This window comes from Pararhizobium sp. A13 (assembly GCF_040126305.1).
Lineage (GTDB): Bacteria > Pseudomonadota > Alphaproteobacteria > Rhizobiales > Rhizobiaceae > Pararhizobium.
Genome location: NZ_CP149510.1, coordinates 782257 through 805118, shown reverse-complemented (window position 1 = coordinate 805118; position 22862 = coordinate 782257). Strand labels below are relative to the sequence as shown.

Sequence of the window (22862 nt, the reverse complement as noted above, 5' to 3'; positions counted from 1 at the left end):
GTCCGACTTGCCCATCTCGAAAATCCTTGTCGCCAACCGTTCCGAAATTGCCATCCGCGTGTTTCGCGCCGCAAACGAACTGGGAATAAAAACGGTTGCGATATGGGCGGAGGAGGACAAGCTGGCACTCCACCGGTTCAAGGCGGACGAGAGCTACCAGATCGGCCGCGGGTCGCATCTCGCCCGCGATCTAGGGCCGATCGAGAGTTATCTCTCGATCGAGGAAGTCATCCGCGTCGCCAAGCTGTCCGGCGCCGATGCCATCCATCCGGGTTACGGCCTGTTGTCGGAAAGTCCGGAATTCGTCGATGCCTGCAAGGCGGCCGGGATCATCTTCATCGGCCCGACGGGCGACACCATGCGGCGTCTTGGCAACAAGGTCGCGGCCCGCAATCTTGCCATCGAGATCGGCGTGCCGGTCGTGCCGGCGACAGAGCCGCTGCCGGACGACATGAATATCGTGGCAAAGATGGCCGAAGAGATCGGCTACCCGGTGATGCTGAAGGCGTCCTGGGGCGGTGGTGGCCGCGGCATGCGGGCAATCCGCGATCCGAAGGACCTGTCGCGCGAGGTGACGGAAGCCAAGCGCGAAGCGATGGCCGCCTTCGGCAAGGACGAGGTCTATCTGGAAAAGCTGGTCGAGCGTGCCCGCCACGTCGAAAGCCAGGTGCTCGGCGATACGCATGGTAACGTGGTGCATCTGTTCGAGCGCGATTGTTCGGTCCAGCGCCGCAACCAGAAAGTCGTCGAGCGCGCCCCAGCTCCCTATCTGAGCGACGTGCAGCGCCAGGAACTGGCGAGCTATTCGACCCGGATCGCCGAGGCGACAAACTATGTCGGGGCCGGTACTGTCGAGTACCTGATGGATATGGACACCGGCAAATTCTATTTCATCGAAGTCAATCCGCGCATCCAGGTCGAGCATACCGTCACGGAAGTCGTGACCGGCATCGATATCGTCAAGGCGCAGATCCACATTCTTGACGGCTTTGCCATCGGAACGCCGGAATCGGGCGTGCCGAAACAGGACGACATTCGCCTCAACGGCCACGCGCTGCAGTGCCGCATTACCACGGAAGATCCGGAACAGAATTTCATCCCGGACTACGGCCGCATTACCGGCTATCGCTCCGCTTCCGGCTTCGGCATTCGTCTCGACGGCGGCACGGCCTATCCGGGTGCGGTCATCACCCGCTTTTACGACCCGCTGCTGGTGAAGGTCACCGCCTGGGCGCCGACGCCGAAGGAAGCGATTGCCCGCATGGACCGGGCGCTGCGCGAATTCCGCATCCGCGGCGTCGCGACCAACCTCACGTTCCTCGAAGCGATCATCAGCCACCCGAAGTTCACCGACAATTCCTACACCACCCGCTTCATCGATACGACGCCGGAGCTGTTCCAGCAGGTGAAGCGCCAGGACCGCGCGACGAAGCTCTTGACCTATCTCGCCGACGTGACGGTGAACGGTCACCCGGAAGCCAAGGGCCGGCCGAAGCCGAGCGCGGATGCGGCAAAGCCGATCGTTCCGCACAGCAACGCCGCGATCGCCGACGGCACCAAGCAGAAGCTCGACGCGCTCGGCCCGAAGAAGTTCGCCGAATGGGTGCGCAATGAGAAGCGCGTGCTTTTGACCGACACGACCATGCGTGACGGCCATCAGTCGCTGCTCGCCACCCGCGTGCGCACCTATGACATCGCCCGGGTCGCTGGCACCTATGCCCGCGCCCTGCCCAACCTGTTCTCGCTCGAATGCTGGGGCGGCGCCACCTTCGACGTCTCGATGCGCTTCCTGACCGAGGACCCCTGGGAGCGTCTCGCCAAGGTGCGCGAGGATGCGCCGAACCTGCTCCTGCAGATGCTGCTGCGCGGCGCCAACGGCGTCGGCTATAAGAACTATCCGGACAATGTCGTCAAATACTTCGTCCGCCAGGCGGCCAAGGGCGGCATCGACGTCTTCCGCGTCTTCGACTGCCTCAACTGGGTTGAAAACATGCGTGTCTCGATGGATGCGGTGGCCGAGGAGAACCGGATCTGCGAGGCGGCGATCTGCTACACCGGCGATATCCTCAACTCCGCCCGGCCGAAATACGACCTGAAATACTACACCGCACTGGCTGCCGAGCTGGAAAAGGCCGGTGCGCATATGATCGCGCTGAAGGACATGGCCGGCCTCTTGAAGCCTGCCGCAGCGACCGTGCTGTTCAAGGCGCTGCGCGAGGCGACGGACCTGCCAATCCATTTCCACACGCACGATACGTCGGGCATTGCGGCGGCGACGGTGCTTGCCGCGGTGGATGCCGGCGTCGATGTCGTCGATGCGGCGATGGATGCCTTCTCCGGCAACACCTCGCAGCCCTGTCTCGGCTCGATCGTCGAGGCGCTGCGCGGCTCGGAGCGTGATCCCGGCCTCGATCCCGAATGGATCCGCCGCATCTCCTTCTACTGGGAGGCGGTGCGCAACCAGTATGCGGCCTTCGAAAGCGACCTCAAGGGGCCGGCATCGGAAGTCTATCTGCACGAGATGCCGGGCGGGCAGTTCACCAACCTCAAGGAACAGGCCCGTTCGCTCGGGCTGGAGACCCGCTGGCACCAGGTGGCGCAGGCCTATGCCGATGCCAACCAGATGTTCGGCGATATCGTCAAGGTGACGCCGTCCTCCAAGGTGGTCGGCGACATGGCGCTGATGATGGTCTCCCAGGACCTGACGGTCGCCGATGTCGAGAACCCGGCCAAGGACGTCTCCTTCCCGGATTCGGTCGTGTCGATGCTGAAGGGCGATCTCGGCCAGCCGCCGGGCGGATGGCCGAAGGCCCTGCAGAAGAAGGCTCTGAAAGGCGACAAGGCCTATACCGCCCGTCCGGGTTCGTTGCTTGAGGATGCCGATCTCGAGAAGGAGCGCAAGGACATCGAGACCAAGCTGGAGCGCAAGGTCAGCGACTTCGAATTCGCCTCCTATCTGATGTATCCGAAGGTCTTCACCGACTATGCGCAGGCTGCCGACACCTACGGTCCCGTCTCTGTCCTGCCGACGCCCGCTTACTTCTACGGGCTATCGGCCGGCGAGGAGCTGCTGCCGGAACTCGAAAAGGGTGTGTCGCTGGTCATCCTGCACCAGGCCAAGAGCGAGCCGGACGAGCAGGCCATGGTCAAGGTATTCTTCGAGCTCAACGGCCAGCCGCGCCTGATCAAGGTGCCGGACCGCAACCGCTCGGCCTCGAGCGCCGCGCGCCGCAAGGCCGATCTTGGTAACGCCGCCCATCTCGGCGCGCCGATGCCGGGCGTCATCTCGACGGTCTCCGTTTCGGCCGGCCAGACCGTCAAGTCCGGCGACGTGCTCTTGTCGATCGAAGCAATGAAGATGGAAACCGCGCTGCACGCCGAAAAGGACGGCACCATCGCCGAGGTGCTCGTGCGCACCGGCGACCAGATCGACGCCAAGGATCTGCTGATCGTCTACGGGGGGTGAGGCCGGTTTGAAGGTGGGGGTGGAGTATGCCGTGGCTTACCCCCCTCTCGCAAACAGCAAGCGATTACACAAGGGACTGCTCGGCCTCAAATCTCGTAGTCGTTCCCCATGTTCAGCGACGAAATGAACTTCTTCGTGCGTTCCCGCTGCGGTGCTTGGAAGATGTTCCTCGGCGGTCCGCTTTCGACGATCAGGCCGCCATCGAGGAACAGGACCTGGTCGGCGACTTTCGAGGCGAGCCGCAGGTCGTGGGTCGCCATGATCATCGTTGTGCCTTCAGCCGCGAGCCGGTTCAAGACCTCGACGACTTCCTCGGCCAGCTCCGGGTCGAGCGCCGAGGTCGGCTCGTCGCAGAGGAGGACGCGCGGCGAGGGGGCCAGCGCACGGGCAATCGCCACGCGCTGCTGCTGGCCGCCGGAGAGCGTTGCCGGCCAGGCATCGGCCTTGTGGGCCATGCCGACCTTTTCCAGCAGTTCGAGCGCGCGGCCCCTTGCCCTGTCCTTCGGCCACCTCAGGACGGTGACCAGCCCTTCCATGACATTCTCGATCGCGGTCTGGTGCGGGAAAAGCTGGAAGTTCTGGAAGACCATGCCGGTCTGGCGGCGCAAGCGTTGGATGGCATCCCAGCCGGTCTTCCTGTGGGGCGCAAACTCGATCCGCTCCTCGCCCAGCCGGATCGCGCCGGATGTCGGGATTTCCAAGAGGTTGACACAGCGCAGCAGCGTGCTCTTGCCGCCACCGGAGGGGCCGACCAGCGCCGTGACCGTGCCTTCGGCGATGGTGACGCTGATGTCCTTCAGGACGACATTGTCGCCGAAGCGCTTTTCGATATGGGTGAGCTCGATCATGCGCGCGCCTCCAGGAAGCCGCCATAGCGGGCAAAGCGGTTTTCCAGACGCACCTGCAGGGCGGAGAGAACGGAGCTGAGCGCCAGGTAGATCAGCGCCGCCTCGATATAGAGGATCAGCGGCTCGTAGGTCGTGGCAACGATGCGCTGCGCCGTCTGGAAGAGTTCTGGCACGGTGATGGCGGCGGCAAGCGAGGTGTCCTTCACCAGCGAAATGAAGGTGTTGGACAGCGGCGGCACGGCAACGCGGGTCGCCTGCGGCAGGATGGTGCGGCGCATTGCCTGGCCCCAGCTCATGCCGATCGAATAGGCTGCTTCCCACTGGCCGCGTGGCACCGACGAAATGACGGCGCGAATGATTTCGGAGGTATAGGCGCCGATGTTGAGCGTGAAGCCAATCAGCGCGGCGGGAAAGGCGTCAAGCAGGATGCCGAGGCTCGGCAGGCCGTAGAAGATGACGAAAAGCTGTACGAGAAGCGGCGTGCCGCGAATGACCCAGACATAGAACCGCGCCACGGCAACGAGCGGTTTGGCCCCGAAGAGACGGGTAATCGCCGTCAGAAGCCCAAGCGCCAGGCCAAGACCGAAGGACAAGAGCGTCAGCGGAATGGTGAAGATCAGTCCGGCCCGCAAAAGCGGCAGGAGCGAATCGAGCATGAGTTGGAGCCAGGAGGGCACGGACAGGGCCTTTCAAACGACATGATCCGCCCCGGAGCCTCCGGAACGGATCATGCCTTATACTGGAGTGAGGCACGCGGCGAAACCAGTGCGGTCACGCCGCGACCGGGATTACTTCGAAACGTCGGCGCCGAAATACTTTTTTGAAATCGCGTCATAGGTGCCGTCCGCCTTGATCTCGGCCAGCGCCTTGTTGATCGCGTCCAGAAGCTCCGGCTCGCCCTTGCGGATGATGATGCCGGAATAGTCGGCATTCGCCTGCTCGGCGGCGATCTTCACCGGCGCATCCGGCTTGTGCTTCTTGAAATCGAGGAAGGACAGGCTGTCGTTGATCGTCGCATCGGCGCGGCCGGTCAGGACAAGCTGGATCGACTGATCGAAGCCATCGGTGCCGACGAGTTCGGCGCCGGAGGCCTCAGCCAGCTTGCCGAAGTTGCTTGTCAGCGACTGCGCGGCCTTCTTGCCCGTGAGGTCCGGGAAATCCTTGATCTCCTCATTCTCGGCCTTGACGATCAGAACGGCCTTGGAGGCGATGTAAGGCTCGGAGAAATCGTACTTCTTCTTGCGCTCCTCGGTGATGCCGACCTGGTTAATGACGGTGTCGTAGCGATTGGCATCGAGGCCGGCGATCAGCCCGTCCCACTTGCCTTCGAGGAACTCTGCCTTGACGCCCAGCTTGTTGGCGACGGCTTCACCGATCTCGACGTCGAAGCCGACGAGCTTGCCGCTTTCGTCGTGATAGGTGAAGGGTGCGTAGGTGCCTTCCGTGCCGATCTTCAGCGCCCCGGCCGACTTGACGGCCTCGAGGTTTTCGCCGGCAAAGGCCGGAGCGATCGAAACCAGCTGCGCGATGGCGGCGGCGGCGAGAAGTGTGTGAACCCATTTCATTGTGCTTTTTCCATCTTTCTATCCGGCCCGTCGCCGGTGTGAGAGGACAATCGCATATGGTCCCGCCGTCCACAGCGCACAAAACTTCAATTGTGCGGCGCAACAGCGAAGGTTTTTCTCCAATTCCGGCCGTTCCCACGCCAAAATTGGCGCCGATCGCTCAAATTCAAGGCGGCTTGCCGGTTTTCGCGGCACATTTTTGCAGAAATCATACAAATCGGTTGAATTCCGAAGAGCGTGTGTGTATGCCTGTTTGTGCCGATTTATCCGTAATTATGCACGATGTGGCCGAACCCATGCAGGCAGAACTGCTTCTTCAACAACGTCAACGGCTGATCCAGGACCGCCTGCGGGCGTCCGGCCGGGTGCTGGCTGTCGATCTCGCGCAGGAATTCAACGTCTCCGAGGATACGATTCGCCGCGATCTGCGTGAGCTTGCTGCCGCAGGGCTTTGCGAGCGAGTCTATGGCGGCGCGCTGCCGGTCTCGCCCGGCAGCACGACCCTTGCCCAGCGTGTCGGCGAGGCGCCCGAGCGCAAGGCAGCACTTGCCGCTGCCGCCCTTGCCTTCATCAAACCGGGAATGACGGTCTTCTTCGATGCTGGTTCGACCAATCTAGCGATCGCAGAGGCTCTTCCGAGCGATCTGGAGCTGACGGCGGTAACGAACACGCCGTTGATTGCCGCCGCGCTGATGGACAAGCCCGGGATCGATCTGATTGTCATCGGCGGCAAGATCGACAGGCGTGTGGGCGCCGCGATCGGCGCCAGGGCGCAGCGCGACATCGAGACGCTGCGACCCGATCTCTGCATTCTCGGCGCCTGTGGCGCCGATATCGACGCCGGACTGACCGTCTTCGAATACGAGGATGCCGAGTTCAAGCGGCTTGTGGCGCTGAGCAGCGCATCTGTGCTGGCGGCAATCACCAACGACAAATTCGGGACCTCGGCGCCGCATCGGGTCATCGCCGCACGTCGCTGCTCGGCACTTGTCGTCGAGCATGATGCGCCGGCGGCCGCTGTCCGTTGCTACGAAGAGGCCGGGATCGCCATCGCACACGCGCGAAAGGCCAAGGCATGAGGATCGCGCATATCGCTCTTTGGACCGCCGACCTCGATGGCCTCTGCCGTTTCTGGGCCGAGACGTTTGGCGCGGTCGTGGGTGATCTCTACAAGAGCGCCCGCCGCCCCGGCTTTTGCTCGCGCTTCCTGACGCTGAAGGACGGCCCCTCGATCGAGGTGATGCAGGGGCCCTGGATCGCGCGAGAGGTGCTGGAAGAACGGCAGGGCTACGCCCATCTCGCCCTGTCGCTCGGCAGCCGCGAGGCGGTGGATGCAATGGCGGCGCAGGCGGCGGCTTCAGGAATTCTCATCTCTCCCGCCCGCATGACGGGTGATGGCTTCTACGAGGCGGTCCTCAGGGACCCCGACGGCAATCTCATTGAAATCACGGTTTGAGTCCGGACACGACAGGAAAAGACCATGGATCAACGCAACCTCCTCCAGCCGCAGGCCGCCGTTCGGTCAGGCTATATGCCGAAAACCCGCCTGGCCGTGTCGCTGCTGTTTCTGATGAACGGTTTCGTCACCGGCAGCTGGGCGCCGAAGATTCCGGAATTCAAGGAGCGGCTGGGCATCGGCGAGAGCGTGCTTGGCTTGCTGATTCTCGCTTTCGGCATCGGTTCGCTGGTACTGATGCCGATCGCCGGCGGCTTCATTGCCCGGCTCGGCTCGCAGAAGGTGGTGAAGGTCACGGCTATCATCCTGTCGCCGCTTCTCCTGCTCCTGACGCTGCTGCCGAATGTCTGGACGGCGGTGATCGGCATGTTCCTGCTCGGCGGCTTCGTCGGCGCCATGGATGTGGCGATGAATGCCAATGCGGTCGAAGTCGAGAAGTCGATGCGCCGGGCAATCATGTCGTCCTGCCACGCCTATTGGAGCCTTGGCGGTCTCATCGGATCGGCAAGTGGCGGTGTCATCATGGCGCAATTTGGCGTGCTGCCGCACGCGATTCTCGTCACGCTGTTCTGCCTTGTGGTGCTCGCCGTCGCCTGGCCGATGATTCTCCACGACCGGCCGCATCCCGATGTGGCCAAGGAGAAACTGCGCCTGCCGATGACGCCGCTGCCCTGGCTGGTCGGTCTCGTGGCGCTGTTCTCGATGGTGCCGGAGGGAAGCGTGCTGGATTGGGGCGCGCTTTACCTGCGCAACGAACTCGGTGCCTCGGTCGCCCTGTCCGGCTTCGGCTTTGCCGCCTTTTCGGCGACCATGGCGATCATGCGCTTTGCCGGTGACCACGTGCGCGACCGCTTCGGCGGCGTGACGACGCTGCGCGTCTGCACGCTGGCGGCGCTGGTCGGCCTCGTCCTTGCCGGTCTTGCGCCGAATGCGCCGCTGGCCATTTTCGGCTTTGCGCTGGCTGGCGTCGGCATTTCCAACATGGTGCCGATCGCCTTTTCCGCCGCCGGCAACATGCCGGGCCTGGCGCCGGGCATCGGGCTGTCGGTCGCCACCTTCATGGGCTATTCCGGCATGCTGTTTGCCCCGTCGCTGATCGGCTTCATCGCCGAGCACACCGGTTTTTCGATCATCTTCACCTGCATTCCGGCCTTGTTCATCGTGGTGCTTCTCTTGTCGCATCATGCGGTTCACGCCGATCCGAAGGGGCACGACTGAGGTCAACGTGCGGCCTCGCGGTCATCAATTCGCCGTCAATCCATGATGTTGCCGTTGACAAGGCGGCTTTCCTCATCCACCTGAGGAAAAGTAGCCGCAACAGCATGTTCAAGGGGCTTTCATGTCTTCCGCCTTCGATTTTGATCCGCAGCCGCGCCGCGCCTCCGTTGCCGTCGATGTCGGTGGAGTGATCGTCGGGGGAGCTGCACCCGTCATCGTGCAGTCGATGACCAATACCGACACGGCCGACGTCGACGCCACCGTTGCGCAGGTCGCGGCGCTGCATCGTGCCGGCTCCGAACTGGTGCGCATCACCGTCGACCGTGACGAAAGCGCTGCCGCCGTGCCGAAGATCCGCGAGCGGCTCGAGCGCCTCGGTCTTGACGTGCCGCTGATCGGCGATTTCCATTATATCGGCCACAAGCTGCTCGCCGACCATCCGGCTTGCGCCGAGGCGCTGGCGAAATACCGCATCAATCCCGGCAATGTCGGTTTCAAGGACAAGAAGGACAAGCAGTTCGCCGCCATCATCGAACGCGCCATCGAATTCAACAAGCCGGTGCGCATCGGCGTCAACTGGGGCTCGCTTGATCAGGAACTGCTGACGCGGATGATGGACGACAACCAGGCCAAGGGATTTCCGCTCACCGCCAGCCAAGTCATGCGCGAAACCATCGTCCAGTCGGCGCTGATCTCGGCGGAACTGGCGGAAGAAATCGGCCTGCCGCGCAACCGCATCATCCTCTCGGCCAAGGTCTCGAACGTGCAGGACCTGATCGCCGTCTATGCGATGCTGGCGACACGTTCCGACCATGCGCTGCATCTCGGCCTCACCGAAGCCGGCATGGGGTCCAAGGGCATCGTTGCGTCTGCCGCCTCGCTCGGCATCCTGATGCAGCAGGGGATCGGCGATACGATCCGCATTTCGCTCACCCCCGAGCCCGGCGGCGACCGCACCCGCGAGGTGCAGGTGGCGCAGGAACTGTTGCAGGTCATGGGCTTCCGGCAGTTCATCCCGGTCGTTGCCGCCTGTCCCGGCTGTGGCCGGACGACCTCGACGGTGTTCCAGGAACTTGCCCGAAAGATCGAGGACGATATCCGCCGCAACATGCCGGTCTGGCGCGAGAAATATCCGGGCGTCGAAGGCCTGAAGGTCGCGGTCATGGGCTGCATCGTCAACGGCCCGGGCGAAAGCAAACATGCCGATATCGGCATCTCGCTGCCCGGCACCGGCGAGCTTCCGGCAGCCCCGGTCTATATCGACGGCAAGAAGGCGATGACGATCCGCGGCACCAATATCGCCGGCGATTTCGAAGCGCTCGTCGCCGACTATATCGAGAAGCGCTTCGGCCGGGGCCAGGCGGCGGCCGAGTAGGCTACAGCCGTGCCGTCAGAAGCTTGAATCCCGCAAAGGCAAAGAAGCCGGCCATGGCCGCTTCGATCCCGCGGCGCGCCTTCCTGTAGCCGCGGTGCACCGGTTCGATGGAAAACAGCAGCGCAAAGCCCACGAAGATGACGACGCCGAGCACCATGCATCCGCCGATCAGGACGGGCATGACATGCGGCGCGTCCTGCGGTGTGCCGAGCGAAACCAGCGTGAGCCAGGAAAAGATCGCCTTCGGGTTCGTCAGGTGAATGCCGAGGCCCTTGAGGTAGAGGCGGCGCAGCGAGGGTGACTGCTTCTCCAGCAGAAGTATGCTGTCGGCTTCCTTCCGCATCGCAGCCTTCAAAGCCTTGAAGGCCAGCCAGAGCAAATAGAGCCCGCCCGCGATTTTCAGGACGAACAAGGCATTCCCATAGGTTCTGATCAGCGCAGAGAGCCCGGCTGCCGCCAGCATCGCCCAAGTATAGGACCCTGTCAGAACGCCGAAGGCGAGCGCAAGACCGGCATTGCGGCCATGGCTGATCGCGGTGGAAATGATGGAAACGATCGCCGGTCCGGGTGAAGCCGTGGCGATGATGTATGCGCCCCAGGCGACCATGAGTTGTGGCAAGTAGGGCATGAGGGAAGACATAAGCGATTTCCGGTTGGTTTTTCACCGCCACTATGCCCGTTCCTTTTTTCAGCGAAACAGGCATTTTGTTGTGGTGACAATATTCCCTGCCGCTGCCCATCCGAAGGCCAGCGACGAGCCCCCTTGCGACCCTGGCTGACAGAGTCGCGATGATGGCGGATAGCCGGGCCGGGCGAGGCGTTGGCGATCAGGTAGGCGGTCCAGGCGACGACGAGTTGCGACAGGCAGGGCAGGATGTCGGACATCGGGTTGCAGAGGTTGAAACGACCTGAACCGCCCGAACGAAAGCCCTCAGAGAATGTCTTCCAGTGCCGCAATGAGTGCGTCGCACTGCTCCGGCGTGCCGATCGTGATGCGCAGGAAATCGGAAATACGCGGCTTGGCGAAGTGGCGCACGAGCACCGCCCGCGCGCGCAGGCCCTTTGCCAGTGCCTCGCCGCTGTGGTCCGGGTGACGGGCAAACACGAAGTTGGCTTGCGAAGGGAGCACCTCGAAGCCCCGCTGGCGCAGTGCACCGGAGATGCGGTCGCGCGAGGCGATGACGGCATGGCGTGTTTCGTCGAACCATGCGGTGTCTTCTATGGCGGCGGTGGCGCCAGCCTGTGCGATGCGGTCCAGCGGATAGGAGTTGAAACTGTCCTTCACGCGCTCCAGCGCATCGATCAGTGGCCGCTGGCCGATGGCATAGCCGACGCGCAGGCCCGCCAGCGAGCGCGACTTGGACAAGGTGTGGACGACCAGCAGATTGTCGTATTTCCGGGTGAGAGGGATCGCACTCTCGCCGCCGAAGTCGATATAGGCTTCGTCGATCACGACCGGCTGCTCGGGATGCGCTGCAAGAAGGGTCCCGATCGCCGACAGCGGCAGGCCGATGCCGGTGGGCGCATTCGGATTCGGCAGGATGATCGCGCCGCAGGGCCGGTCATAGTCGCCGAAGTCGATACAGAAATCGTCGTTCAGCGGGACTTCCACGGCCTCGATGCCGAACAGGCGGCAATAGGTCGGGTAGAAACTGTAGGTAATGTCGGGATAGAGCAGCGGCTTCTCGTGCTTGAGAAGCGCCACGAAGGCATGTGCCAGGACCTCGTCGGAACCGTTGCCGACAAAGACTTCGTCCGGCGAAACGCCGTATTCCCTGGCGATCGCTTCGCGCAGCGCACGCGCGCTCGGGTCCGGATAGAGCTTCAGCGTATCGGCCACGGCCGCCTGCATGGCGGCGATCGCCCTGGGCGACGGACCATAGGGGTTTTCGTTGGTGTTGAGCTTGACCATGTTTGCGATGCGCGGCTGCTCGCCTGCCGTATAGGGCTTCAGCGTGCCGACAATCGGCGACCAGAACTTGCTCATCAGTCAGCTCCTGCGATTGGCGACGAAACGGGCCGTTTCGTTGAGAATGTCCGCACGCTCACCGAATGGTTCAAGCAGTGCGGCAGCCTCCTGCACCAGCCGGGCGAGCTGGGCCTCGCTCCAGTCCTTCCCATGCAGGGCAACAAGCGTGCCCTTGCCGCGGGCGGCGTCCTTGCCGGTCGCCTTTCCCATCGTCTCCGCGTCGGCCGTCAGGTCGAGTAGGTCGTCGGCCAGCTGGAACGCGAGCCCGATCTTTTCGCCGTATTGCCGCATCAGCCGTCGATCGGCATCGGAGCTACCGGCTATGATGGCGCCGGCCTCGCAGGCAAAGCGGATCAGTGCGCCGGTCTTCATCGCCTGTAGCGTCGTGATGCCTGTCTCGTCGAGCGCGCAGCCTTCCGCCGCCAGGTCGAGGGCCTGGCCGCCGGCCATGCCGCCGACGCCCGAGGCGCGCGCCAATGCGAGGACCAGCTCGGTCTTCTGCCGGTCGGGGAGCCGTGTTTCCGGTGCGGCGATGATATCGAAGGCGAGTGTCAGCAGGCTGTCGCCGGCAAGGATCGCATTCGCCTCACCGTGCGCGATGTGCACGGTCGGCTGGCCACGGCGGAGGTCGTCGTCGTCCATGGCCGGAAGATCGTCATGAACGAGCGAATAGCTGTGGACACATTCCAATGCCGTGCCGACGCGCAAGGCGGCCTCCGGATCGCCCCCGAGAAGGGCGGCGCTTTCCATCACCAGGAACGGGCGCAGGCGCTTGCCGCCGTTCAGCACGCCGTGGCGCATGGCCGCCAGCAGCGGTTCCGGCCGGGCGATTTCATCCGGTTGTGCCGTGTCGGTGAGAATACTGGCCAGACAGGCCTCGACCTCTGCAGCATTGTTCTTCAGGCGGATTTTGAAGGATGCGGAGTTTTCGCTCATGCGGCGCTCTTTGGCATGACTGTAAGGCCGCTGGCAACGGGATTTTACCATATCGGCAGGCGTCGGCGCGGCTTGCAGTGCAAAGCCGAGAAAACCGTTCAATTTTGCCCGTTCTTGCTCTATGAGAATTTTATGGATTATCAGGCGGGCGCTTCAGGGGTGGACATCGTACCGGAGACTCGGGAAGAGGAGGAGGACGTGTCTTCCAGCCGTTCGCGAGGGTGGCGGGATGTTCTGCGTCAGCGCTGGCGGCGCATCGCAATGGCCATGTTCGGCATCCTCGTGCTCCCCTATATCCTGATCATCCTCTATGTACCGAGTTTCATTCATCCGATTTCGACGCTGATGTTGCGCGATCTCGTGCTTCTGCGCGGCTATGATCGCCAATGGGTCTCGTTCGACAATATTTCGCCCAATCTCGTGCAGTCGGTGATGATGTCGGAAGACGGCCAATTCTGTATTCACGACGGCGTCGACTGGGTGCAGATGCGCGGCGTCGTCAACGATGCGCTGGAAGGCGAATCCACCCGCGGCGCCTCGACGATCCCGATGCAGACGGCCAAGAACCTGTTTCTCTGGAACGGCCGTTCCTTCCTCCGCAAGGGCATGGAGCTACCCCTGGCGCTGGTGGCCGATTTCGTCTGGAGCAAGCGGCGGATGATGGAGCTTTACCTGAATGTCGCGGAATGGGGGCCGGGAATCTACGGTGCGGAAGCCGCCGCCCGGCACCATTTCGGCGTTTCGGCCGCCAAGCTCACGCGTCGCCAGGCTGCTCTTCTGGCGGTCGCGCTTCCCAATCCGATCGAGCGCAATGCCGGCAAGCCCGGCCGCGGCCTGCGGCGGCTCGCCTCGCTGATCGAGCGCCGCGCCGGCCGATCGGGCGAATATATCAAATGCCTTTATGAATGAGATCAGGCCTTTTCATTGGCGCTGAACGTGGCTTTCCCTTTATAGCGAGAGCCTCATTCACGAGGATTGGAGAAGACCGGTGACCAAGCTCACGCTCTATGTCGGCAACAAGAACTATTCCTCCTGGTCGCTTCGGCCATGGCTTGCGCTTGAAGCCTGCGGCGTGCCGTTCGAGGATGTCGTCATCCCGTTCGACTTTCCGGCTGGTAATCCGAAGTTCAGGGACATCTCGCCGACGGGGCGGGTTCCGGTGCTGCACCATGGCGATGTCCGCGTCTGGGAATCGCTGGCGATCATCGAATATGTCGCCGAGCTTTTTCCCGAAGCCGGACTCTGGCCGCAGGATCCCGCCGAAAGGGCGGTCGCCCGCAGCTATTCCATGGAGATGCTCTCCGGTTTCCGCGCGCTGCGCGGCGCCTGCCCGATGAACATCCGCCGCAAGAAGCGGGCGATCAACCTGCCGGACGGCGTCATGGACGATGTCGAGCGGATCGAGACGATCTGGCGCGAGGCCGTAGCCCGCTCGGGTGGTCCGTTCCTGTTCGGACGCTTCACCGCCGCAGATGCCATGTTTGCGCCGGTGGTCAACCGGTTCGAGGTTTACGACCTCACCCGCAATCCAGGCTCGCTCGCATACATGGATGCGGTGAAGACCCATCCCTCCTTCCGGAAATGGCAGGAGGCTGCGCTCCAGGAAACATGGATCGTACCGGAAGACGAGGCTTGATCTGTCTCAGGCCGGCGATCGCGAAAAAATGGCCTTGGGGACTGGTCAAACGCCTGTGAGGCATGTATAAGCCCGGCAAATTCCGAGATTGACATCTGTTTGTCCCGGCCAACGGTCTGGCCGCTCAACAGAGTTTTGCCCGATAAGTGGAGTATGAAATGGCTGTACCGAAAAGAAAAACAAGCCCGTCCAAGCGCGGTATGCGCCGTTCCGCTGACGCGCTGAAGGCTCCGACTTACGTCGAAGACAAGAACTCCGGCGAACTGCGCCGTCCGCACCACATCGACCTGAAGACCGGCATGTATCGCGGTCGCCAGGTTCTGACCCCGAAGGCTTCCGCTTAATCAGCGTCGCCGTCAGGCTCAATTTTTGAAGGGCTGGCTTTCGCCGGCCCTTTTCTGTTGTCTGCTTGCGGGCACGTCCGGCCTTCGGGTCGGTTTCCGGGATCGTCGCCCTATCTGCGTCGGGCGGTCATTTTCTTGACCATAACCGTGCTGTAAGCAAATATCGATCGACGCCCGGCTCGTGAGGTCCGGCGCGCCAAACTGGGAGCTAGTGCCGATGATTGCCGCCATTCCATTGCTGATCCTGCCGTTCATTCTCTACAATCTTGGAATGGTCGGCGTCCTGGGAAGCGGCGGTGTCGCGGTCTTCGAAGAGACGATCCTGTCGCTGACCATGCTGTCGGGCGCCGTCTGGACGATGAGCGTCGGGGATCTGCTGATCGTCATCGCGCTGGCGCTGCTTTTCGTCGAAATCATCAAGGCGACCCGCATCAGCTCCAAGGCGCTGATGGATCATCTTCTGTCGATGGTGCTGTTCATCGTCTTCCTGGTGGAATTCCTGCTGGTCCCCAACGCGGCGACGCACGTCTTCTTCATCCTGATGACGATCAGCTTCATCGACGTGATCGCCGGTTTCTCGGTGTCGATGCGCACGGCCGGGCGGGACGTCTCGATCGGACTTTAAGGATGGGGCCAAATGCCGCGCCCTCCGGCGGCGCGGCAAAGGCTGGTCAGCCGAGGTTTTCCAGTTTCGTCTGCAGCGCGCGAAGCTGTTCCTTCAGTTCATCGATGTCCTTGGCTTCAGCCTTGCGCGGCTCCTTGGCTTGCGGTGTCGCTGCCATGAAGGGCGAGAACATCTGCATCGCCTGATGGAAGAGCTCGGTATTGCGCCGGACCTGTTCTTCCACCAGTTGCAGCGGGACGGACAGGTTCTTGCCGAGCGGCGTGTCGCCGAAGGCCTTGTTGATCTGCTCGCGCATCTGCACCTGCTGGTCGGTGAAGGCCTGCATCGAATGTTCGAGATAGCTCGGCACCACCATCTGCATCTGGTCTCCGTAGAAGGAGATCAGCTGGCGCAGGAAGGAAATCGGCAAAAGCGTGTTGCCGGTCTTCGATTCCTGCTCGAAAATGATCTGCGTCAGCACCTGATGCGTGATGTCCTCGCCTGATTTGGCGTCCTGAACGGTGAATTCCTCCCCCTTCTTCACCATGACCGCGAGATCGTCGAGCGTGACGTATGTACTGGTTCCGGTATTGTAGAGCCTCCGGTTGGCATATTTCTTGATAACGATCTGGCCGTCGTGTTTTGCCATCAGGGTCTCCTCCCCATGCTCCCGTCTTTATTGTGTTTTTCAGAGTATCCGTAAAAAACCGGTTCTGACAATCTCTTTGTGCAATGCGACGACGCAGGTGCGAAAATTCGTCTCATCTTACGATTGCGGATCGAAACTGCAGCGGTCGTCACATTATGGCGTTTGACTTGCGCGATGACCTTTGCCAGTCTTCGGTCGTCGCGAAAAAAATGAACGAGGAAATATCTGATGAGCACTCCCTCCATCGTCATCGCCAGCGCCGGCCGCACCGCCGTCGGGTCTTTCAACGGTTCCTTTGCCAATACGCCTGCGCACGAACTCGGCGCCGCGGTCATCAAGGGTGTGCTTGAGCGCGCCGGCGTCGATGCCGGCGAAGTGGACGAGGTTATTCTCGGTCAGGTCTTGTCGGCCGGCGAAGGCCAGAATCCGGCCCGCCAGGCGGCCATGAAGGCCGGCATTCCGCAGGAAGCGACCGCCTGGGGCATGAACCAGCTCTGCGGTTCCGGCCTGCGCGCGGTTGCACTCGGCATGCAGCAAATTGCCACGGGTGACGCCAGGATCATCGTGGCCGGCGGCATGGAGTCGATGTCGATGGCACCGCACTGCGCGCACCTGCGCGGCGGCGTCAAGATGGGCGACTTCAAGATGGTCGATACCATGATCAAGGACGGCCTGACCGATGCCTTCTACGGCTATCACATGGGCACCACCGCCGAGAACATCGCCAAGAAATGGCAGCTGTCGCGCGACGAGCAGGACCAGTTCGCGCTTGCCTCGCAGAACAAGGCCGAGGCCGCCCAGAAGGCCGGCCGCTTCGCCGACGAAATCATTCCCTTCATCGTCAAGGGCCGCAAGGGCGACGTCACCGTTGATCAGGACGAATATATCCGCCACGGCGCCACGCTGGACTCGATGGCAAAGCTCCGCCCGGCCTTCGACAAGGAGGGCACCGTCACCGCCGGCAACGCCTCCGGGCTCAATGATGGTGCGGCCGCAACGTTGTTGATGACCGAGGCAGAAGCCGGCCGCCGCGGCATCCAGCCGCTGGCCCGGATCGTCTCCTGGGCGACCGCCGGCGTTGATCCGCAGATCATGGGCACCGGCCCCATTCCCGCTTCGCGCAAGGCGCTTGAAAGGGCCGGCTGGTCGGTCGGCGATGTCGAGCTTGTCGAGGCCAACGAGGCCTTTGCGGCGCAGGCCTGCGCCGTCAACAAGGATCTTGGTTGGGATACGTCGATCGTCAACGTCAATGGCGGTGCAATCGCCATCGGTCACCCGATCGGCGCCTCCGGCGCGCGCGTTCTCAACACGCTGCTGTTCGAAATGAAGCGCCGCGGCGTGTCCAAAGGTCTCGCAACACTCTGCATCGGCGGGGGCATGGGTGTCGCCATGTGTGTCGAACGGCTGTGACAATCATCCGCTAGGCATTCGCTCCGGCCTCGCGGCCGGAGCAGACTTCCCGGCAACAGCGGGAAGAATAGTGTTTGCGTCCGCGGGCGCGGCATCAAGCCAAGAACAGGGTAACAGGGGAGAGACGGATGAGCAGAGTAGCTTTGGTCACTGGTGGATCACGCGGCATCGGCGCTGCCATATCCATCGCCTTGAAGGGCGCAGGATACAACGTCGCGGCAAACTATGCCGGCAATGATGAGAAGGCGCAGGCCTTTACCGCCGAAACCGGCATTCCGACCTATAAATGGGACGTTTCCGACTACGCGGCTTGCGCTGCAGGCATCGCCAAGATCGAGGCCGATCTCGGTCCGATCGAAGTTCTCGTCAACAATGCCGGGATCACGCGCGACGCCATGTTCCACAAGATGACGCCGGAGAACTGGAAGGACGTCATCGACACCAACCTCAGCGGCCTTTTCAACATGACGCACCCGGTCTGGACCGGCATGCGCGACCGCAATTTCGGTCGTGTGATCAATATATCCTCGATCAACGGCCAGAAGGGCCAGATGGGCCAGGCCAACTATTCGGCAGCGAAGGCGGGCGATCTCGGCTTCACAAAGGCACTCGCGCAGGAAGGTGCCGCCAAGGGCATCACCGTCAACGCCATCTGCCCCGGTTATATCGGTACGGAGATGGTCCGCGCGATCCCTGAAAAGGTTCTGGCGGAACGCATCATCCCGCAGATCCCTGTCGGTCGTCTCGGCGAGCCGGAAGAGATTGCCCGTATTGCCGTGTTCCTGGCGTCCGACGATGCCGGCTTCATCACCGGTTCCACGATCTCCGCCAATGGCGGCCAGTTCTTCGTCTGATCGATTGGTTCTTGCTGTTGCGAACGGCGCCCCTGTGGCGCCGTTCTCGTTATGGGAAAAGATTGACGCCGTCGTTCTTGGTATCCCTGCAGAGCAGGTTATCCACCGTTTCCTATGGTTAACAAATTGATTTTAAACAATCTCTTGTGGTGAAGAAACCGGGACACATTCCGTGTCTGCGATTCACCGCCGATTCGTTTCCCGCTTTGGCTGAGAAGATCAATATGGCAGCTGGAAGGTCCCGTTCGAAGGCTTTTTGGACGCCCCGATTCTCGACAGCATGCGGTGCTTTTTCGCCTGCCTCTCCGCTTTACCAGTGCACGCCTGCGATGGGACGTCGTCGATTTCGGAGATGAAAATACTAACGAGCCAATAGGAATCTGGCAAAAGACACAATTTTTCCTATGGTTAAATTTCCGTTATTCATACCATATCTTGTGGGGAACAAATCGGGAAATCCGTAGCGTCGCGATTCGTCGCCGATTCGTTCCGCCTTTGGCCACGGTATCGGCAAGCGGTGCATCCGCGGCGAACTGAGTAACGATTATGGTTAAATTTTTCTGAATTTTCAGTTATTTGGATTCTGAATCTCATGAAACTCCGGATGTTGTCGAGATCAATATCCGCGGGCATTTCCGCCCGAATTTGGCGATTCAGCATCTGGTGCGAATCTGGCTCAGAAAATCAATATCTAGCGGTGAACAAAAGATGAATCAGAAAGAGTCAGTGATTCGTCGCCGATTCGTTCCATCGCTGTTCCGATTCCGGAAAATCCGGGTGGAAATGCGCGTCGCGAGCCCCATTTGCATTGTTTCATGCCCTTGCACCCTTGCGTTTGTGTTGCCGCGTGGGCATGTGTGCTGCGCCGGTTGAACGGCTTTACCGCCGTGAATGGCCTTCGCAGACTGAAAGTGCGCAGGATCGAGACAGTGCCTGACCAACCCATGATCTTGAGCGGCCGCGGTGTGATCGCGGTCCTCGGCCCCACCAATACCGGCAAGACGCATTATGCGATCGAGCGCATGGTCGCGCATGAATCCGGCGTGATCGGATTGCCGCTCCGGCTGCTTGCCCGCGAGGTCTATACCCGTCTCGTCGAGAAGGTCGGCGCCCACAATGTCGCGCTGATCACCGGCGAGGAAAAGATCACGCCGCATATGGCGCGCTTCTCGGTCTGCACGGTCGAGGCCATGCCGCGCGAGACCAAGGCAGCGTTCGTCGCGATCGACGAGGTGCAGCTCGCCGGTGATCTCGAGCGCGGCCACATCTTCACAGACCGGTTGATGCATCTGCGCGGCAGAAACGAGACCCTGCTTCTCGGCGCAGCGACCATGCGGCCGATCCTCGAGCACCTGCTGCCGGGCATTACCGTCGTCGAGCGGCCGCGCCTGTCGCAGCTCCTCTATGCCGGCGCGAAGAAGATCACCCGGCTGCCGCAGCGCACGGCGATCGTCGCCTTCTCCGCGGAAGAGGTCTATGCGATCGCGGAACTGATCCGCCGCCAGAGGGGTGGTGCCGCCGTCGTCCTCGGAGCCCTGTCGCCCCGCACCCGCAACGCGCAGGTGGCACTCTATCAGGCGGGCGACGTCGAGTATCTGGTGGCAACCGACGCGATCGGCATGGGGTTGAACCTCGATGTCGATCACGTCGCCTTCGCCCAGGATCGGAAGTATGACGGCTATCAGTTCCGCAATCTCAACCCGGGTGAACTGGCGCAGGTCGCAGGCCGCGCCGGCCGCCACCTCCGCGATGGGACCTTCGGCGTCACCTCGCGGGTGGAGCCGTTCGACAACGAGCTCGTCCACCGCATCGAATCGCACCAGTTCGACCCCGTGCGGGTGCTGCAATGGCGCTCGAAGGCGCTCAACTTCGCCTCGATAGCGGCTTTGAAGAAGAGCCTCGATGCCGCACCCACGGTAAACGGCCTGACGCGGGCTCTGCCGGCCGTCGACCAGCAGGCGCTGGACTATCTTTCGCGTTATCCGGAAATCACCAGTGTCGCAACGACACCGGAGCGTGTAGAAAAACTCTGGGAGGCCTGTGCGCTTCCAGACTATCGTCGTATAACGCCGGCGCAACACGCGGATCTGATCTCGACGATCTATGCCGATCTCGTCCGGCGTGGCACAGTGAACGAAGATTTCATGGCCGAACAGGTTCGCCGCGCGGACCTTACGGAAGGTGAAATCGACACATTGTCCGCGAGAATTGCACAAATCAGGACATGGACCTATGTGTCTAACCGTCCGGGGTGGCTTGCCGATCCGACACACTGGCAAGAAAAGACGCGGGAAATCGAAGATCGATTGTCTGACGCGTTACATGAAAGGTTGACGAAACGCTTTGTTGATCGCAGGACATCTGTGCTCATGAAGCGCCTGAGAGAGAATGCGATGCTGGAAGCTGAAATCAGTGTAAATGGCGATGTCTTTGTTGAAGGACATCATGTGGGACAATTGGCCGGGTTCCGTTTCACGCTGGCGGCAGTGACCGACGGTCTCGACGCGCGCGCGGTGCAGGGGGCGGCACAAAAGGCGCTGGCGCTGGAATTCGAAGCGCGGGCAGCGCGCCTGCATGCGGCGGGCAATGCCGATCTGGCGCTTGCTTCCGATGGTCTCGTGCGCTGGCTCGGCGATCCCGTAGCGCGGCTGGCAGCGAGCGAGCATGTCATGCGCCCGCGCGTCATCCTGTTGGCCGACGAGCAGCTTCAGGGCAACGCCCGCGACCATGTCCTTGCTCGCATCGAGCGTTTCGTGAACCACCATATCTCGACGGTCCTGAAGCCGCTCGACGACCTGTCGCGTGCTGAAGATCTCGAGGGCCTTGCCAAGGGTCTGGCGTTCCAGCTCGTTGAAAATCTCGGCGTGATGTTCCGCCGCGACGTCGCCGACGAGGTCAAGTCGCTGGATCAGGAGGCGCGCGCCTCGATCCGCCGCCACGGCATCCGCTTCGGCGCCTATCACATCTTCATGCCGGCTCTGCTGAAGCCTGCTCCGGCCGAGCTCATCACACTCCTCTGGGCCTTGAAGAATGACGGCCTGGACAAGCCCGGTTACGGCGACCTCATCCCGGTCCTGGCGGCTGGCCGTACGTCGGTCGTCACCGATCCGTCGTTCGAGCGCACCTTCTACAAGCTGGCAGGCTTCCGTTTCCTCGGCAAGCGCGCCGTCCGCATCGATATCCTCGAGCGGCTCGCCGACCTCATCCGGCCGCTCTTGCAGTGGAAGCCGGGCACGACGCCGCGTCCGGACGGCGCCTATGACGGTCGCCGCTTCACCGCGACGACGGCCATGCTGTCCATTCTCGGTGCGACGCCCGACGATATGGAAGAGATCCTCAAGGGTCTCGGTTATCGTGCCGACAGTGTGAAGACCGAAGAAGCTGCCGCATTCCTGTCTGCGCAGACGGGCAATGCGACCACGCCGGCGGAGCCGACGGCCGTCGAAACGCCGACCGAGACGGCCGACCACGATGATGCGGATGCCCCAGGCGACGAGGCCCAGGCTTCCGAGCCGGCACAGGAACAGGCAGCGCCCGCTGCGGCTGCTCCGGAGGCAGAAGCCGTTGCTGAACCGGCTGGCGAACCCGCAGAGCCGGTCGAAGCCAAGCCGGTTCTTCTGTGGCGCCCCGGCGGCCGCAACGACAACCAGCGCGCAGGCGGACGTCCGCACGGCAATCACCGTGGGGCCAACAACCGGGCGCAGCAGGGTGAAGCCCGCCGCGATGGCGGTGAGCAGCGCCGCGACGGCGACGGTCGTCGCGAAGCGCGTGGTGATGACAGCCGCAAGGGCAACGGTGGCCGGCCGGACCGCAATCGCGGCCGCGACGGTGGCAAGCCGCAGGGTGGCCAGCGTCCTGAAAAGGGCGAGCGCCAGGATCGTCCCGATCGCAACGACCGCGGCACTAAGCCGCAGGCCGCCAAGTTCGAGGCGCGTCCTCCGCGCAAGGAAAAACCGATCGATCCGGATTCGCCCTTCGCCAAGCTCGCTGCCCTGAAGGAGCAGATGAAAAAATAAGGCCATGACCGAAAAGCAGCCCCAGTCCCTGCCGGTTCTCCGCCAGCGTCTCGACAAATGGCTGTTTTTCACGCGGCTGCAAAAGTCCCGCTCGATCGCCCAGAAGGCGATCGAGGCTGGTCATGTCCGGGTCAACGAGACCCGCACCACCCAGCCGTCCTTCGCCGTGAAAGCCGGGGATGTCGTCATTCTTTCGCTCGACCGGTGCGATATGACGGTGCGCGTCCTGCAGCCTGGCAATCGACGCGGCCCTTACGAGGAAGCGCGGCTTCTCTACGAGGATCTGACGCCGCCGCCAGTGCCGGGCGAAAAGCCGAATGCTTTCGAACAGGCGACGCGTGAGCGCGGCAGCGGCCGGCCGACCAAGAAGGAGCGCCGAGAGGTAGACCGGCTGCGGCCGGGCTGGCAGGAGGATTAGAAAACTGTCTCGCCGGACGGCGCTTTGGCGCATGGATTATTCTTGCAAAGCCCAGGCAAAGCCTTTACCTGACGGGACAAATGAGCAGTCCCATGGCG

20 protein-coding genes are annotated in these 22862 nt (G+C 62.3%); 13 read left to right on the top strand and 7 right to left on the bottom strand.

Annotation, left to right across the window (positions count from 1 at the left end; all coding sequences use genetic code 11):
* Window positions 1–7 precede the first annotated feature (7 nt).
* Entirely contained in the window at window positions 8–3466 is a 3459-nt protein-coding gene (gene pyc, locus WI754_RS03850; protein ID WP_349436323.1) for a pyruvate carboxylase, read from the top strand.
* A gap of 86 nt (window positions 3467–3552) precedes the next feature.
* Here pyc and WI754_RS03845 read toward each other — a convergent pair whose 3' ends face one another.
* The 3 genes from WI754_RS03845 to WI754_RS03835 all read right to left on the bottom strand — a co-directional run bounded on the left by WI754_RS03845 (window position 3553) and on the right by WI754_RS03835 (window position 5879).
* Complete coding sequence (locus WI754_RS03845) at window positions 3553–4314, bottom strand: amino acid ABC transporter ATP-binding protein (protein ID WP_349436321.1); 762 nt, start codon at window positions 4312–4314, stop codon at window positions 3553–3555.
* Window positions 4311–4991, bottom strand: coding sequence for an amino acid ABC transporter permease (locus tag WI754_RS03840; protein ID WP_112847512.1), 681 nt, complete (start codon window positions 4989–4991; stop codon window positions 4311–4313). The genes WI754_RS03845 and WI754_RS03840 overlap by 4 nt, the downstream gene beginning before the upstream one ends.
* Before the next feature lie 111 nt (window positions 4992–5102).
* Window positions 5103–5879 (bottom strand): amino acid ABC transporter substrate-binding protein, encoded by a 777-nt coding sequence (locus WI754_RS03835; RefSeq protein WP_349436319.1) that lies wholly within the window; start codon window positions 5877–5879, stop codon window positions 5103–5105.
* Between the two features lie 296 nt (window positions 5880–6175).
* Between WI754_RS03835 and WI754_RS03830 the strand changes: the two genes are divergently transcribed.
* The 4 genes from WI754_RS03830 (at window position 6176) to ispG (ending at window position 9928) form a co-directional block, all read left to right on the top strand.
* Complete coding sequence (locus WI754_RS03830; protein WP_349436317.1) at window positions 6176–6958, top strand: DeoR/GlpR family DNA-binding transcription regulator; 783 nt, start codon at window positions 6176–6178, stop codon at window positions 6956–6958.
* Window positions 6955–7335 carry a VOC family protein gene (locus WI754_RS03825; RefSeq protein WP_349436315.1) on the top strand — a complete coding sequence of 127 codons (381 nt, stop codon included), beginning with the start codon at window positions 6955–6957 and terminating at the stop codon, window positions 7333–7335. Before WI754_RS03830 ends, WI754_RS03825 begins: the two co-directional genes overlap by 4 nt.
* Window positions 7336–7359: 24 nt before the next feature.
* Entirely contained in the window at window positions 7360–8553 is a 1194-nt protein-coding gene (locus WI754_RS03820; protein ID WP_349436314.1) for an MFS transporter, read from the top strand.
* A gap of 121 nt (window positions 8554–8674) precedes the next feature.
* Window positions 8675–9928 (top strand): flavodoxin-dependent (E)-4-hydroxy-3-methylbut-2-enyl-diphosphate synthase, encoded by a 1254-nt coding sequence (gene ispG / locus WI754_RS03815; RefSeq protein ID WP_349436312.1) that lies wholly within the window; start codon window positions 8675–8677, stop codon window positions 9926–9928.
* 1 nt (window position 9929) lies between these two features.
* On the opposite strand, the gene WI754_RS03810 is transcribed toward ispG, so the two are convergent.
* From WI754_RS03810 to WI754_RS03800, 3 genes are all read right to left on the bottom strand, one after another.
* Complete coding sequence (locus WI754_RS03810; RefSeq protein ID WP_349436310.1) at window positions 9930–10568, bottom strand: LysE family translocator; 639 nt, start codon at window positions 10566–10568, stop codon at window positions 9930–9932.
* A 291-nt stretch (window positions 10569–10859) separates the two neighbouring features.
* The gene (gene hisC / locus WI754_RS03805) at window positions 10860–11915 is read right to left on the bottom strand and encodes a histidinol-phosphate transaminase (protein WP_349436308.1); all 1056 of its coding nucleotides are present in this window, start codon (window positions 11913–11915) and stop codon (window positions 10860–10862) included.
* Window positions 11916–11918: 3 nt separating this feature from the next.
* The gene (locus WI754_RS03800) at window positions 11919–12833 is read right to left on the bottom strand and encodes a polyprenyl synthetase family protein (RefSeq protein WP_349436306.1); all 915 of its coding nucleotides are present in this window, start codon (window positions 12831–12833) and stop codon (window positions 11919–11921) included.
* A 159-nt stretch (window positions 12834–12992) separates the two neighbouring features.
* Between WI754_RS03800 and mtgA the strand changes: the two genes are divergently transcribed.
* The 4 genes from mtgA (at window position 12993) to WI754_RS03780 (ending at window position 15438) form a co-directional block, all read left to right on the top strand.
* Complete coding sequence (mtgA, locus tag WI754_RS03795; RefSeq protein WP_349437719.1) at window positions 12993–13742, top strand: monofunctional biosynthetic peptidoglycan transglycosylase; 750 nt, start codon at window positions 12993–12995, stop codon at window positions 13740–13742.
* Window positions 13743–13821: 79 nt separating this feature from the next.
* The gene (locus tag WI754_RS03790) at window positions 13822–14469 is read left to right on the top strand and encodes a glutathione S-transferase family protein (RefSeq protein ID WP_349436305.1); all 648 of its coding nucleotides are present in this window, start codon (window positions 13822–13824) and stop codon (window positions 14467–14469) included.
* A 158-nt stretch (window positions 14470–14627) separates the two neighbouring features.
* Entirely contained in the window at window positions 14628–14813 is a 186-nt protein-coding gene (gene rpmF / locus WI754_RS03785) for a 50S ribosomal protein L32 (protein ID WP_026203804.1), read from the top strand.
* 217 nt (window positions 14814–15030) lie between these two features.
* Window positions 15031–15438: a hypothetical protein gene (locus WI754_RS03780; RefSeq protein WP_349436303.1), complete on the top strand. Its 408-nt coding sequence runs from the start codon at window positions 15031–15033 to the stop codon at window positions 15436–15438.
* A gap of 46 nt (window positions 15439–15484) precedes the next feature.
* Here WI754_RS03780 and phaR read toward each other — a convergent pair whose 3' ends face one another.
* Entirely contained in the window at window positions 15485–16066 is a 582-nt protein-coding gene (phaR, locus tag WI754_RS03775) for a polyhydroxyalkanoate synthesis repressor PhaR (RefSeq protein WP_113003661.1), read from the bottom strand.
* 228 nt (window positions 16067–16294) lie between these two features.
* Between phaR and WI754_RS03770 the strand changes: the two genes are divergently transcribed.
* The 4 genes from WI754_RS03770 (at window position 16295) to WI754_RS03755 (ending at window position 22764) form a co-directional block, all read left to right on the top strand.
* Window positions 16295–17476, top strand: coding sequence for an acetyl-CoA C-acetyltransferase (locus WI754_RS03770; RefSeq protein ID WP_349436302.1), 1182 nt, complete (start codon window positions 16295–16297; stop codon window positions 17474–17476).
* A gap of 128 nt (window positions 17477–17604) precedes the next feature.
* Window positions 17605–18330 carry a beta-ketoacyl-ACP reductase gene (locus WI754_RS03765; protein WP_349436301.1) on the top strand — a complete coding sequence of 242 codons (726 nt, stop codon included), beginning with the start codon at window positions 17605–17607 and terminating at the stop codon, window positions 18328–18330.
* 944 nt (window positions 18331–19274) lie between these two features.
* Window positions 19275–22346: a helicase-related protein gene (locus tag WI754_RS03760; protein ID WP_349437718.1), complete on the top strand. Its 3072-nt coding sequence runs from the start codon at window positions 19275–19277 to the stop codon at window positions 22344–22346.
* A gap of 4 nt (window positions 22347–22350) precedes the next feature.
* On the top strand, window positions 22351–22764 hold the full coding sequence (locus WI754_RS03755) for an RNA-binding S4 domain-containing protein (RefSeq protein WP_349436300.1): 414 nt from the start codon (window positions 22351–22353) through the stop codon (window positions 22762–22764).
* Window positions 22765–22862: the final 98 nt, after the last annotated feature.